Genomic DNA, 13,645 nt, shown 5'->3' with positions numbered 1-13,645 from the left:
AAGGCGCACTGTGAATCCTCGGCGCGGCGAGTCAATTAGCCGGAGTCCGTATCACCCAGCATGTCGCCCAGAAAGCGCGATATTCGACAATCGACGGCCGAACCACCCGGCATGCGGGCTATGCCCTGTCCAAGAGGCATCGCAAGCAGATCGAGGAGCCCTTCGGCTGGGCGAAAACCGTCGGCGGCATGGCACAGACCATGTATCGAGGCGTCGAACGCGTCCGATCCCGCTTCATCCTGACGATGGCCGCCAACAACCTCGCCCGACTGCCCCGGTTGCTGGCCGCGTGAAGCAAAAAAACAGCATTTGGCGCAAGCATCGAACGCGCCGACAGGCACGAAGATCAGGCGGCCCGCCCCCAACGGAAAGGAGGCCGTTCCGGTTCGGCGGCTATTTCAGCAACCTGCTGGGTGCTTGAGCCTCGTTCACCGCGCGCGCATGGCGACATTGTGCCAAGGCGCGGCAAGGATCTGCTTGGCGCGGGCGAAGCCGCAGTCGAAGACGATGTCCGAGCCAATGTTGAAGACCCGCGTATCGGGCCGGGCGGCATCAGAGAGTTGTGCCACCGGGTTGCGCGTGTGAAACCCCGGGGGACCGCCGCCGATCAGCAGCGGAGCGACGGCAACGTGCAGGCGGTTCAGGAGCCCGGCCTCGAAGAAGTGCGAAACCGTGATCGCTCCGCCCTCGATCAGGATGGTCCTCAGCCCCAGCCGATGTAGCGCCCGCAGGATCTGACCCGCCGACATCTCGCCGTCCGTCGCCGACGGCAGCCGGATCACCTTGACTCCGTCGGGGCGCGGGGTATCGCTCTGCTGCACGACGACCCGGCGTGATCCGTCGTCGCGGAAGACCGGCGCGTCGTTCGGCAGCCGCCCGCGCGGATCGATCACCACGCGCGCCGGGTTCTGCCCGCGGCACAGTCTCACTGTCAGCCGCGGGTTGTCGTGGAGCGCCGTGCGCACGCCGATGACCACCGCGTCCGAAATTGCGCGAAGCCGGTGCAGGTGCTTCAGGCCGTCCGGACCCGAGATGTTGCGCGCGTCGCCCGCCACCGTCGCCACCCGCCCGTCGAGCGACTGGCCGATCTGCCCCACGGTCTGCGGCCCCATGTCCCGGCGGGAAAGCGGGGCGTAGATGCTCAGCGCCGCCTTCTCGGCCGGTTCCCACTCGCCGCAGCAGGCGCAACCCTTTCCGTTGCGGATCTGGAGGATGCGGTCCCAAACCCGCGTGGTCACCTCTGCCCTATCCATTCGCGTCTCCCATATGCTCGCGCCCTGACGCCATGCCTTTCGGCACTGCCAGCAGATCCAAATGACCAATCTCGCATCGGCCTTCATCCAGCAGCCCCAGCCGATCTTCGCGCCAGCTTGACGCGTCATGCTCTCCGGCGCGCGCCGCAGCCGCGGCGATACCCTCGAGCAGTTGTGCCTGCAGTTTGGGCTGCCGGGCATCCAGCCACCAGGGGCTTTTCGCCACGGTCACGACGTAGCCCGCAGCCTCGAACAGACTGCTGGCCGTTTCGACGGCAGCAGGACCGAGCGCCGGACCCAAGCCCTTGTCCTGTCTCTGATCGGCGTTGAACGCCGCCGCGATCGACGGGTCCCTTGGCAAATCGGGCTCCCAGTTCATCCGACCGTTATAGGAAAGCGCCGCGTAGAACGGTAGTTTGTCGGCCGATAGCCGCGCGACCAGGTTCGCCAGCCAGTCTTCCGAGACGAGGTCGAGAAGTGCGGAGGCGGTTACCAACACGGCATCTTCCAGCGGCAGATCCACGAGGCGCGCGAGATCACACCTGACCGCCTCTGCCTCTGGGTGGCGCGCGGTGGCCGTGGCCAGAAGCTGTGCGTCATGATCGAGAAGCCGCCAGCGGGTCGCGTCCGGCAGACCCGGCGCGAGGGCGCGCAACGTCGCGCCGGTGCCGGACCCCAGGTCCACGACGGTGCCCGCGCCGGCAAGCCCTGTTGCCCCCTTTAGCAAGGAGGGATTGCGCGCAGCGCGGTCTGCCGGTTCCCGCAAGTCGAGCCATTCCGACGCGAACCCCATCGCTCAGACCTCAGCCTCGAACCAGGCGCGGGCCATGTGGCTTTCGTGCAGCGTGATCCGCATCCGGCGCACGCGCCCGCCGTCCTTCAGCGCGCCTGCCGCGATCATCGCACGCAACTGGCCAAAGATATGCTGGCAGAGGAATTCAGTGGTCGTGAACTTGCCCGCGAATTCCGGGACCTCGTCGAGGTTCTTGTAGCGCATCGGCGACAGGGTCTGCGCGAGGGCCTCGGTCGCCAGCCCGATGTCGACGACCAGCCCGTGCTCGTCAAGATCCTCGGTGAAGAAGGCTGTGTCGACGGTGAAGGTTGCCCCGTGCATACCCTGCGCAGGGCCGAAGACGGGCGAGGGTAGTGAATGGGCGATCATGATGTGATCGCGGACTTCGACAGCGAACATGCCTTTCCTTTCTGCTCAGTCGTAGCGAATGCGGTGGCACAGCGTGCCTGGAGCCTCGATCACGCGGTGGTAATCCTGCGGGAGGCTATCGAACGCGCTCTCGCCCGAAATCAGCATCTCAACCCGGTCGTCTAGCAACAGTTCCAACGCCTTCTGCAACCGCCGCCTGTGGGTCCAGCGCGGCAGGCGCGCTGAGGGCAACGTCCCGACCTGTGAACTGATCAGGCGCAGCCGCTGACTGTGAAAGGCCCCGCCCAGCGGCAATTCGACAGGCGTGGCGCCATGCCAGCTGGCCTCGACCACCGTTGCGCCCGGTCCGGCGATATCAAAGGCGCGCGCGAGGGCGGATGCCGCGGCGCTCGTGTTTATGACGACATCCTGCGCCGGCGGCAGGTTAGCCGAGTCGACGAAGGCGCAGCCGAGTTTTTGGGCCAGCACCGCGCGGCTTGCATCGATATCGGCCAGCGTGACCTCGCAGCCGGGCAGGCGCGCGCAAAGGTATCCGACAAGCGCACCGACCACCCCCGCTCCGATCACGCTGACCCGGTCGCCCGCGCCCGCACCGCTGTCCCAAAGGATGTTGAGAGCGGTTTCCATGTTCGCCGCCATTATCGCGCGCTGGGGCGGAAGCGCAGCGGGCAACGGAAAAACCTGATCGGGGGGAAGGCGGAAGCGGGTCTGGTGCGGAAAGAGCGCGAAGACCATCTGACCGGCCTCGGCCCCCTCTTCGATTCGCGCTACGGCGGCGTAACCGTACTTTACCGGAAAGGGAAACGCACCTTCCTGATTCGGCGCACGCATCCGCTCAAACTCCGAGGGGGGGATCGCGCCACGGGATACGAGCCGCTCGGTGCCACGGCTGATGCCGGACCAGAGCATGCGCAGCGCCAGCCCCTCGCCAAGGCTCGCAGGTCGGATCTCGGCACGGCCCGGCGCGACGATCCAGAGGGCGCGCGGTTCGCTCATGGCAGCAGAGGCGCAGGTCTTTTCCCCGCGCGCCGTGACAGCTTTTCTGGATAAGGTAGCGGCATTTGGGTCATGGGGTAAGGCAAGTGACGGGTATCGGGCATCCAAAGCAAGCTAGAGCGCGGCTCGCACGGGCCAAGGGCAGGATGGTTTTTCCACGCACGGGATGACCGGGAGGCCCGCTGCCCTACCTGATCGACGAGACGAGGGTGCCCGGTACCCAAGGTAAGAGGGGACAATGAACCTGCGCTCGACGATCGGCCTGCTGCGCTCTCTGCGGATCTATTTCAATCCGCTGCTCATGCGGCGCAGCCTTCACCTCTACCGTGGGCTTCTGCAACCGGGCGACCTTGTCTTCGATGTCGGCGCGCATGTTGGCACGCGCACGCGAATGATGCGCCGTTGCGGGGCGCGCGTCATCGCCTTCGAGCCGCAGCCCGCCTTTGCGCGGTTCCTGCGCCGGAGCTTGCCGCGCGACGTGGTCCTGGTGGAGGCCGCGTTGGGCCCCGACGAGACAACTGCCGAAATGTCGGTCTCGCGGCGCCATCCGACCGTTTCGTCCCTGCGCGCCAGCCTGCCCCGGGAAGCACAGGCGATGCCGGGGTTCGAACACGTCCGATGGGATGCCCGCGCCCAAGTGCGCATGACGTCGCTCGACCGGATGATCACCGAGCACGGACTGCCGCGATACGTCAAGATCGACGTCGAAGGGTTCGAGCCGGAGGTGTTGTCGGGCCTCTCGCATCCCGTCCCGATGATCTCGATCGAGTATCTGCCGGGCCTGCCCGAGGTGAGCCAGCGCGCCGCCGACATGATCGCGGCGCTTGGAAACTACGAGTTCAACGTGGTGCGCGGCGAGAACGCCGGCTTCGAGTGGACGACGTGGCGTGATCGCGAGGCATTGCGCAAATGGCTTCGGGAGCAGGGTCCCGATGCCGGATCCGGCGACATCTATGCCCGGCTGCGGGCCTGAATCCCGTGGAGAACCTTCGAGAAAGCGTCGAACAGCGAGGGACAGGCGGTCAGGATGGTGCCGGTATCCTCGGGTCGCTCCACCCGCTCCGGCCCCTCGACCATCAGTCGGGCCTCGCGCAGGATTCAACAGCCCGGCCGCGACGCCCCAGGCCTGCAATCGCCGTTCCCAGAAACCGTCGAGCCGACCGCAGGCCACGTAAGCGAGATCGAGCGCCGCCACCCCCGTTCGGCGGACGCCGGCACAAAGTGGCATCAGCCGGGCGATCTCGGCGGCATGCGCCTCGATATGCGGCATTCCACCAAAAGGGATGTCGGTGCCGAAGCGCCTGTTGCATCCGCGTCGTTTCGGCACCCTGCAGAGGGACCCCGTTCAGGTAGGCGCCGGCGCCACGCAGCGCGTAGAAACTTTCTTTTCGGAGCGGATCTTGCACCAGAGCGAGCACACGTTTCCCCTCTATCTCCAGGGCGATCGAGATTGCCCAATGCCCGATGCCGCGCAGGAAGTTGGTCGTACCATCCAGCGGGTCGACGATCCAGCAGCGGTCGCCGACACCGCGTGCCGCGGGTGTTTCCTCGCCCATCCAGCCATCGCCCTCGGCACAAAGCGATGCGCGCAACGCCCATTCGGCCTGCAAATCGGCGGCGCTGACGAAATCTCCGGCGCGTTTCTCACGGGTATGAAGGTTTTCAGACTGCAGCCAGAAATCACGAAGGGCGCTTCCGACTCGGTCGGCCGCCGAAAGGGCTAGGACCATATCGGCGCGGTTTGGGTGATCAGTGAAGGCCGGAGGCAAATAGGGCGCGGCGTTGCTCATCGCGGCTCGCTGCCGGGCACGACCTCATTTACCGCCCCTGAACGAAGGCGCAACGCCCAGGGCAGAATCGCGAGACCGGCGGCGCCGAGCGCCGCCAGGCCAAAGCCGATGCTTGCCGCAACCGCATCGCCGCCGTCGACGCCGACCACAGGCCAGAGGACCATCGCCGCCGCCTCGCGCAGGCCCCAGCCGTTGACCGTGACCGGCAGCAACATCGCAAGCAGGGTCAGCGGAATGACGAAAAGCGCGGCGCTGGCGCCAAGTTCTACGCCCGTTGCCGCCGCCGCCACCCAGAAGCCGCCCAGGTTGCAGGCAAGGACGGCCAGGCTCAGCACCACCTGCTGGCGCCAGACCGCACGCGCGAACCAGGCGGCGGCAAGCGTGCGCCGGACTGATCCAGGCAGCAGCGCCCACAAGGTCCACGCCGGGCCGACCACCCCGAGAGCGGCAAGGAGCGTCACCGCCAACGTGCCCGGAATTCCCAGTTGCGGCAGGAACCACCAAGCAAGGCCCAGCAGTACCGCCAGCGCCAATGCCACCTGTCCCGCCATCCGCTCGACAACGACCGACTCGATTGCCAGTCGCCAACCGCCAACGCCGCGCATCCGCGCCACCCGCCCCAGATCGCCCAGGACGCCACCCGGTAGCAGCGTGTTGCCCAGCACCGCCAGATGATACTCGCTCACCGCCCAGAGGGTTGGCAGTCTCGCGCCAAGCGCGCCGGCTGTGAGCTTCCAGCGCAGGGCGGACAACACGATCTGCAGAGCCAGCAACCCAACGGCAAGGGCCATCCAGCGCAGGTCGGCGCGAAGTAGCTGCGCACCGATCGCGCGTGGGTCCACCAGCCAGATCACTGCCCCAAGAACCAGCGCCGATGCCAGCGCGCGCAGCGCCCATTTCATGATCGATCCAGATTGCTGAGCCGTTCGACGATCTCATCTCGGAGGCGGTCCATCCGCACCGTTGGCGTCTTCGGCGAGGGCAACAGCCCCTCGATCCATCCCAGCCCTTCGAACCGCGCCACCAGGTCCTCGGGGCCGATCACGTGCACCGGCACGTCGAACCCCTCGACACCCGAGACGAAGCGCGCCGGCTCGTGATCGCCCATCACGATCATCAGTGGCGGTTCCTCGGCGTGCCGCGCGGCCCAGGCACCGATGGCCTGCAGGCTGTAGTCGACCGCCAGGCGGAACTGGTCGCGCACGCGATCATGATCGCGCCAGACGACCTCGGGCGGGTCGCCCGACACCGCCCACTCGTCGAAGATCGTCCCGTCGCCGATGTCGTCCCAGTCGACCAGTTCGGGGATCGGCACCCATGGCGCGTGCGAGGAGACGAGCGCCACCTGGACAACCAGCGGCGACCGGTCGGTCCTGTCCCTCTCCAGCCGGTCGAGCGCGTGGAGCGTGAATTGATCGGGCATCGTGACCCAATTGAACGGCAGGCCACGATAGCCTAGGTCAGCGGCATTGTAGATCGCATCGAAGCCGAAGAACGCGCCCTCGGGCCAAGGCAGGACATGCGCGGGCATTATCGCAACGGTACGAAAGCCCGCCTCCTGCGCGAGATGAAAGAGCGTCCGGCGCTGGCTCGCGACCATCGCGCGGTACCGCCCCTGCGTGTCCAGCCATAGCCCCGAGGCGACGCTGCCATGCGAAAGCCAGCTCTGCCCGCCGATCATCGGCGCGCGCGCCCAGCCCGAACGCATCGCCAGCCCCTGCGCGGAAAGCTCGGCCTGTATGCGCCGCAGCGTGCCCGAATGCGTCGGGATGTAGAGCGGATTCTCGAAGCTGGAGCGCCCGTAGCTCTCGACGTAGACGATCACCAGATCGCGCGCGTCCAGCCGGTCGAAAAGCGGGCCGGCGCCGACCAGCGCGTCCTCGGTCGCGGCGCGGCGGAAGGCAGTCAGGTCCGCCCGGGTTGCCTGCATCTGCTTCAGCCGCTCAAACCCCACGCGCGCGGTGAAAGCCGTACCGGGGATGGCATCCGCGACACCCGGCGGCAGCGCCCAGGCGCGCCGCGCCTGCCCGATCTCGGCCGCGGCCAGCGCCAAAGCGGGGACAAGCGCCAACCCGGCCAAAACGCGACTCCGGGCCGGCAACCGCAAGCCCGCCCAGACCCCGGTCGCCCACCAGAGCCCGATGGGAAGCCCGAGCGCCGCGATCAGCGCGAGCCCCACCGCCAGCACCGTCAACGGCAGGCCGAAGCTGCCCCGCGCCAAGGCCCAGGCCGCCGGCACGAGGTTGTAGTCCACCATCAGGTTGAACCCGCGATTGAAGGCGACGAAAGTGCCGAAATCCGCAAGCTTCAGCAGCGCGATGGCCCAGATCAAAACAACCGCAGCCACCCGCAGCGCCAAACCCGCCCAGCTTTGTCCCAGCGCGAGCAAAGCCGCAAGTAGCGCCGGCAGCTCTAGCGGGAAGACCGCCAGCGCCCCCCAGGTCATCGCCGCCGGGTGGTTGGGCTGGATGAGAACCAGGTAAAGCAGCAGCGCCGAAAGGGCCGCGCGCACCGTTGTCATGCCGCGCGTCCCTTACCACACAGAAGGGCGCGGATATCGACGGTGAACGACCACAAAACGACTGCCAGCACGCACACCCCCAACAACCCCGAGGCCGGCGGCGTGACGACCGGAGCCAAGAGCGCGACCTGAACCGCCATTTGCGCCCCCGCGACCGTCCGGCGCCGCTGCGAGGGCCGCAACTCGCCGCGCAGAGCCGGAAGAAGCCGAGCGGCAAACAGGAACGCCGGCCGCACCAGCCCGAGTACCAGGAACCAGACGCCAACCTTGCCCGCCGCGATCGCAAGCGCCGCCGTCACCAGTGCGAACGCCACGTCCGTCTCTACGTCAAGACGCGCGCCAAAGCGCGAGGCGAGCCCCGAGCGCCGCGCCGCCCAGCCATCGACCCCGTCGAGCGCCAGGATCAGCGCCGCCATGCCCGCCAGCGCCCAGCCTGTAGCCACCAGCGTCTCTGGCACCGCGACTAAGCCCGCAATCGCGGCGATCGCCGCGGCGCGCAGGATCGTAACCGCGTTCGCCAATCCCAGGCGTCCATGCGGGTGGTGCGCGGGCTTGAGCCCGGCGAGGATCAGCAATCCGCCGCCAAGGCACAGGATTCCCGTAACCACCGGGGCGGCCAGGCTATCGGTGACGCCCGCCCATTCCACCAGGCCATGCGTCGTGGCCAGCGCCGCTGCCGCGGCAATGACCAGAATGCCCATCGCCTGCCGCTGGACGCGGGCGAAGGGGTCGGGCTGGCGCATGGTCGAGAGATCTGCCATGTTGCAAAGTTAGTCCGGCGCGGCACAAATCAATCTCGCGCAAATGCGCCCGCCCGCCGATCGGGGTTGCCTTTTCAGCCGTTGCGCTAATCTCCAGAGGGAAAGCGACAACTTTCGGGGAAACGGACCCATGTCCGAAACGCCAGGCGCATCGCAATGCTATTCGGGAACCACACGGTTTCTGCATTGGCTTGTCGCCGTCGCGGTGATCGCCACCTTCCCCATCGGCACGATCATGCTCCTCGAGGGGCTGGCACGGCCGACGCAGGACGCGCTCTTCATCCTGCACAAGAATGGCGGGGTCGTGATCTTCCTGCTCGTGCTCCTCCGCCTCGCCTGGCGGCTTCGCCAGCCGGCGCCGCCCTTCCCCGACACGATGCCGCGCTGGCAGGCCGGTGTCGCGGTTGCCGCGCACTGGGCACTTTACGGGCTGCTTCTGGTGATGACCGTCAGCGGCTACATCCGCGTCCGTGCTGGCGGCTTTCCGGTCGAGATGCTCGACGCGCTCGGCGTGCCGTCGATGGTGCCGCGGTCGGAAAGCTTGGCGGAGACGGCGAAAGGCATCCACGCCACAGCGCGCCTTTTCCTAGGCGCCCTCATCCTCGTTCACGTGGCGGCGGCACTCCACCATCTCTGGCGTGGAGACGGCATCTTCGCGCGGATCTGGCCGCCGCTTGGTCGGGGTCGGTCATGAAGCTGACCTCCGCAAGGCACGCGCATCTGGTTCTGAGTTTGCTCATAGCGGCTGCTCTCGGCGCGCTTCTGTGGAACGGCATTGACCTTGCCGCGACGCATCCGTTGCTCGCGGCGCTGGCGCTGGCGCTGTTCGGTGTCAACGCGATCTGGCTGTCGGCCGCAGCGGTCACCTCCCTGCAGGGGATGTGCGCAACCGGGCAGGATCGCGCCGAGCCGCTCGTGGCTCCCTCGATCGACCGCTGCGCGATCCTCTGGCTCGTCTGCGGCGAACCGCCCGAGCCGTTGGCCCGGCGCATCGCCGCGCTACTGGCGGGACTCGACGCGACCGACCAGGCGGCGGACTGCGCGGTCTTCGTTCTTTCCGACACCCAAGGCGCCGACCGGGTCGCTCAGGAGCAAGCCGCGCTCGCCCCCCTTGCCCACCGCATAACCTGGCGCAACCGTTCGTCCGCAACCGACCGCAAGCCGGGAAACCTGTGCGACTGGCACGAACGGCACGGCGCGGATTTCGCCACGATGCTGGTCCTCGATGCCGACAGCGGCTTCAGTGCGGCGCGGCTGGCGCGGATGCGCGCCATCATGGCCGACCACCCGCAACTGGGACTGATCCAGGCCGCGATCAGCCTGCGTCCGGGGGGGAGCCGGCTTTCCGCCATGCAGCGCCTGTCGGGACGGCTCTGCGGTCCAGTCTTCGCGCGCGGGCTCGCGCGGCTTAGCAGCGATGCCGGCAACTATTGGGGTCACAACGCCCTTTTGCGCGTCGCCGCCTACGCGCAGGTCGCACGCCTGCCGGCCCTTTCGGGCCGCCCCCCGTTTGGCGGGCCGATCCTGAGCCACGATTTCATCGAGGCGGCCTTGATGCGCGCCGCTGGTTGGCGAGTTCGGATCGATCCCGAGGCGCGCGGCAGCTTCGAGGACGCGCCCGAAAGCGTCGCGAGCCATCTGCGCCGCGACCGCCGTTGGGCGCAGGGCAATCTGCAGCACCTGCGCCTCATCGCACGGGGGGGTCTGCATCCGGCAAGCCGGCTGCACCTGCTGGCGGGAATCCACTCTTATCTGTCCGCGCCGATCTGGCTGATGTTGGTGCTGCTGATGGGCTCGGGGACGGTGCATGCCAACGCGCAGGCGGTCTGGGCGCTGCTGGGGGCGCTTGGCCTTCTCATGGTGCCCAAGCTCGCGGGGCTCGCGACCTTGCGCGCTCGGCTTCGCCGCTCCGGGCACCGTCGCGTCCTCTGGCGCGCGATGGGTGCGGAACTTTCGCTCACCACGCTCTACGCGTCGGTCATGATGATTCGCCGTACCGGCTTTGTCCTTGCCCTGCTGGCAGGGCGGGACAGCGGCTGGAAGCCCTCGGGGCAGGGATCCTCCGCGGCAGGACGGGGCCGCGTGGAACAGGCGGCAGGCCTCGCAATCCTCGCCTCCGTCATCATGCCGCAGGTGCTGATCAGCACGGGCACGGCGGCGGTCCTGGCGGCTGCGATGGTCCTGCCGGTCGTACTGCCGCTTTTTGCTGCGCCCTGGCTAATCCGCTGGCTGGACGCGTCCGTGAGCCCTGCTCTCGACAGCAACGCATTTGAGCGTTCCAGAGAGACCAGCGGCAAGCGCGTTGCGCGCGCTGAGCTGCGCCCGCGCACGACCAGTCAACCCGGGACAGCACCGATGCCGCAGCGGGACGCCGCTTGATGCGCCGGCGGCAGCTTCTGCGCGCCGCCGCTGCGGCGACGCTTGCGCCGCTGCTGACGGCCACGCCCCCATCGGCCGCGACACGCGACCTGCGGACGCCCGAGGACCTAGTCGCCGCCGCCCGCGCCGTTGCTACGCGGCCGCACGTCCCGGCCCCACGGCATCTGCAGTCTCCCTTCGATGCGCTGACCTACGACAGCTATCGCGGGATCCGCCCGCGTCTGGGCCGCGCGGGCGACCTGCCACTCGGGCCGAACTACCGGGCGGACCTGCTGCCGCCCGGCTGGCTCTTTCGCGAACCCGTGGGCATCACACTGCCCGGGCACGAAACCGCATTCGCCACCGATCTCTTCGACTTCGACCCACGCTATTTCGGCGACTCGCCCGGCCCCACTGAGGCGGCGGGCATAGGCTTCTCCGGCCTCCGTCTACGCCACCCATTGAACGATCAGCACATCTGGGACGAAGTACTGGTTCTTCAGGGTGCGAGCTATTTCCGCGCCCTGGCGCGCGGTACGGTCTACGGGCTCTCAGCGCGCGCGCTCGCGCTCGGTACCGGCGGACCCGTGCCCGAGGAGTTTCCCGCCACCCGCCACATCTCCGTCTTCTCCGCGAACGATGATCTGCAATTCGGCTGCCTCGTCGACAGCCCCCGGTGCAGCGCCGCACTGATCGCGACCCTCTCGCCCGGCGCGCCGACCCGCATGGAATGCGCGCTGCATCTTTTCCCGCGCGTGCCCATCGCCGATGCCGGCATCGCGCCGCTGACCTCGATGTTCCAGCACAACGCCGTGGGTCCGGCAGCCATCGACGACTTCCGCCCGGCCGTCCACGACAGTGATACGCTGGTCATCGACAACGGCGCGGGCGAACGGCTGTGGCGCCCTATCTCCAACCCCGCCCGGTTGCAGATTTCGTCTTTCGTCGACACCTCGCCTAGCGGCTTCGGGCTAATGCAGATGGCCAATTCTTTCGCCGATTTCCGGGACCAGGAGGGTGCATATCATCTCCGCCCCTCGGCCTGGGTCACGCCACGGGGCGCGTGGGGTCCGGGCGCGGTGATGCTGCTGGAAATCCCCACCGCAAACGAATTCGCCGACAACGTCGTCGCCTTCTGGCGCCCCGACGCCGTGCTGGAACCGGGCGCGCACCGCTTCGACTACCGGCTCGACTGGTGCGCCCCCAGCCCCGCCGCCCTGCCCCCTCAGGACCATGCGCTTCTGCCCATGCGCAGCGCCTCGGGGATCGAGCCGAACTCGGCCGCGGCGCGGCTCTACGTGATCGATTTCGTGCCGCCCCCCGGGCGCGAACCGACCGATCCTGCCGGGGCGCGGCTCGACTTCGGACGCGATGCCCCGGCGGGGGTCACCGGCCCCGCGTTCTACCCCCTGGATCAGCCCGGCGGCGCATGGCGGGCCAGCTTCGTCTTCGCGCCCGAGGCCGAGCAAGAGGTGGCCGAGTTGCGCCTGCGCCTGCGCGCCGCCTCTGGCGAGGTGCTGGCACCGGTCTGGCTGCATCGCTGGACGCGCAGCCGCGCGGGCGGGCCATGAGTGCGCCTGCAACCGAGGTCGCCTTTGCCGTGCCCGGCACCATCACGGCGTATACCGGGGGCACGCAATACGACCGCCGGCTGATCGAGGCGATGCGCCGCGCTGGACAGCCTGTGCGGCTGCTGGAACTGCCCGCCGGCTGGCCCGCACCCGACGAAGCGGAGACACGCGCAGCCCTCGCACAGTTTCGCGCCCTGCCTGCCGGCATTCCGGTCATCATCGACGGACTCGTCTTCGGGGCGATGGCGACGGCGGATGTGGCAGCGCTGGGGCGGCCTTTGATCGTGATGCTGCACCACCCCCTCGGCCTCGAAGCCGGTTTGCGGGAGGATTATGCGCGCGAACTGATCGACCGCGAACGCGCGAACCTGCGCCATGCGGCGCAGGTCGTTGTCCCCTCAGCGCATGTCGCCGCGATCCTGACGGAGCGGTTCTCTGTCGAGCCCGCGCGCATCAGAACCGCCTTGCCGGGGTTCGAGCCGCCCGCCGCGGGGGAGAAGCGCCAACCCCTCACCCCGCCACTGGTCCTCAGCGTGGGTCTGATCTGCCGGCGGAAGGGCCACGACGTGCTGCTGCGCGCGCTCGGCATGATCCGCGATCTCGACTGGCAGGCACGGATCGTCGGCTTGGTCCAGGATCGCCGCTACCAGGCGGAACTCGAGGCGCTGCGCAAGAACCTGCACCTTGTGGACCGGGTGGCGTTCCTGGGCGAACAGACGCCCGAGGCGCTGACCGGACTGTTCAGCACGGCGTCGATCTTCGCGCTCGCGACGCGATACGAGGGCTACGGGATGGTCCTGAGCGAAGCGCAGCAGCACGGACTTCCAGTCCTCAGCTGTGCGACCGGCGCGGTGCCCGAGACCGTGGGCGACAGCGCGCTCCTTACACCCCCGGACGACCCGGTAGCCTTCGCCGTAGCGCTGCGGTCACTGCTGATCAATGCTACGTACCACAGCCGGATTGTCGAACAAAGTCGCGCCCGCGCCGCCACGCTGCCCCGCTGGGAGGACACCGCCAGCGTGATGCTGGCGGCGATCAGGGCGGCATGCGACCGCAAGGCGGCGTAGTGCAACGCTCAGGCAGCGGCGCGACGCAGCTCAGGCCTTTCGTTCAGTTCGAAGCGTGTCACCCTTTGCGGGCGGCTACTATTTTGCAGGGGTTTTCTTAAGCCAAGTGTTCCACGCAGCTTTTGGTGATTTGTCCAACAAGTTGCGCGATTCTGGCCGCTGGCTT

At 68.1% G+C, this 13,645-nt stretch carries 12 protein-coding genes and 3 pseudogenes; 6 read left to right on the top strand and 9 right to left on the bottom strand.

Translation table 11 applies throughout. From position 1 onward, the window contains the following. Positions 1 to 29: 29 nt before the first annotated feature. Positions 30 to 293: pseudogene (locus tag IM708_RS18630) on the top strand (transposase); the annotation flags it as partial. Positions 294 to 428: 135 nt separating this feature from the next. On the opposite strand, the gene IM708_RS18625 reads toward IM708_RS18630, so the two are convergent. The 4 genes from IM708_RS18625 to IM708_RS18610 are packed head-to-tail and all read right to left on the bottom strand — an operon-like array spanning position 429 to position 3,411. Then, the gene (locus tag IM708_RS18625; RefSeq protein WP_209428076.1) at positions 429 to 1,253 is read right to left on the bottom strand and encodes a RibD family protein; all 825 of its coding nucleotides are present in this window, start codon (positions 1,251 to 1,253) and stop codon (positions 429 to 431) included. Continuing rightward, positions 1,246 to 2,046, bottom strand: a complete 801-nt coding sequence (locus IM708_RS18620; RefSeq protein WP_209428075.1) for a class I SAM-dependent methyltransferase — start codon at positions 2,044 to 2,046, stop codon at positions 1,246 to 1,248. The genes IM708_RS18625 and IM708_RS18620 overlap by 8 nt, the downstream gene beginning before the upstream one ends. Before the next feature lie 3 nt (positions 2,047 to 2,049). Then, positions 2,050 to 2,445: a 6-carboxytetrahydropterin synthase gene (locus IM708_RS18615; RefSeq protein ID WP_209428074.1), complete on the bottom strand. Its 396-nt coding sequence runs from the start codon at positions 2,443 to 2,445 to the stop codon at positions 2,050 to 2,052. A 15-nt stretch (positions 2,446 to 2,460) separates the two neighbouring features. Then, positions 2,461 to 3,411, bottom strand: coding sequence for a zinc-binding alcohol dehydrogenase (locus tag IM708_RS18610; protein ID WP_209428073.1), 951 nt, complete (start codon positions 3,409 to 3,411; stop codon positions 2,461 to 2,463). A gap of 238 nt (positions 3,412 to 3,649) precedes the next feature. Between IM708_RS18610 and IM708_RS18605 the strand changes: the two genes are divergently transcribed. Further along, entirely contained in the window at positions 3,650 to 4,384 is a 735-nt protein-coding gene (locus tag IM708_RS18605) for an FkbM family methyltransferase (RefSeq protein ID WP_245243316.1), read from the top strand. Between the two features lie 184 nt (positions 4,385 to 4,568). Here IM708_RS18605 and IM708_RS21620 read toward each other — a convergent pair. The 5 genes and pseudogenes from IM708_RS21620 to IM708_RS18585 all read right to left on the bottom strand — a co-directional run. Next, a pseudogene (locus tag IM708_RS21620) lies at positions 4,569 to 4,639 on the bottom strand (hypothetical protein); the annotation flags it as partial. A 127-nt stretch (positions 4,640 to 4,766) separates the two neighbouring features. Further along, positions 4,767 to 5,141, bottom strand: a pseudogene (locus IM708_RS18600) (inositol monophosphatase family protein); the annotation flags it as partial. Positions 5,142 to 5,197: 56 nt separating this feature from the next. After that, the gene (locus tag IM708_RS18595) at positions 5,198 to 6,103 is read right to left on the bottom strand and encodes a lysylphosphatidylglycerol synthase transmembrane domain-containing protein (protein ID WP_209428072.1); all 906 of its coding nucleotides are present in this window, start codon (positions 6,101 to 6,103) and stop codon (positions 5,198 to 5,200) included. Further along, a complete protein-coding gene (locus IM708_RS18590; protein ID WP_209428071.1) occupies positions 6,100 to 7,722 on the bottom strand; it encodes a sulfatase-like hydrolase/transferase in 1,623 nt (540 codons plus the stop codon). The genes IM708_RS18595 and IM708_RS18590 overlap by 4 nt, the downstream gene beginning before the upstream one ends. After that, a complete protein-coding gene (locus IM708_RS18585) occupies positions 7,719 to 8,483 on the bottom strand; it encodes a CDP-alcohol phosphatidyltransferase family protein (RefSeq protein WP_209428070.1) in 765 nt (254 codons plus the stop codon). Before IM708_RS18585 ends, IM708_RS18590 begins: the two co-directional genes overlap by 4 nt. A 130-nt stretch (positions 8,484 to 8,613) precedes the next feature. Here IM708_RS18585 and IM708_RS18580 point away from each other — a divergent pair, with 130 nt between their 5' ends. Genes IM708_RS18580 through IM708_RS18565 form a run of 4 tightly spaced genes read left to right on the top strand, consistent with a single transcriptional unit; the run spans position 8,614 to position 13,479 of the window. Further along, complete coding sequence (locus IM708_RS18580) at positions 8,614 to 9,177, top strand: cytochrome b (RefSeq protein ID WP_209428069.1); 564 nt, start codon at positions 8,614 to 8,616, stop codon at positions 9,175 to 9,177. Beyond that, entirely contained in the window at positions 9,174 to 10,862 is a 1,689-nt protein-coding gene (mdoH, locus tag IM708_RS18575) for a glucans biosynthesis glucosyltransferase MdoH (RefSeq protein ID WP_209428068.1), read from the top strand. The genes IM708_RS18580 and mdoH overlap by 4 nt, the downstream gene beginning before the upstream one ends. Beyond that, positions 10,862 to 12,412, top strand: coding sequence for a glucan biosynthesis protein (locus IM708_RS18570; RefSeq protein WP_209428067.1), 1,551 nt, complete (start codon positions 10,862 to 10,864; stop codon positions 12,410 to 12,412). Before mdoH ends, IM708_RS18570 begins: the two co-directional genes overlap by 1 nt. Further along, the gene (locus IM708_RS18565; protein ID WP_209428066.1) at positions 12,409 to 13,479 is read left to right on the top strand and encodes a glycosyltransferase family 4 protein; all 1,071 of its coding nucleotides are present in this window, start codon (positions 12,409 to 12,411) and stop codon (positions 13,477 to 13,479) included. The genes IM708_RS18570 and IM708_RS18565 overlap by 4 nt, the downstream gene beginning before the upstream one ends. The last annotated feature ends 166 nt before the right edge of the window (positions 13,480 to 13,645 follow it).

The sequence above is a fragment of the Pararhodobacter sp. SW119 genome (assembly GCF_017811755.1).
Classification (GTDB): Bacteria; Pseudomonadota; Alphaproteobacteria; order Rhodobacterales; family Rhodobacteraceae; genus Pararhodobacter.
This window is presented reverse-complemented; position numbering and strand designations above follow the sequence as displayed.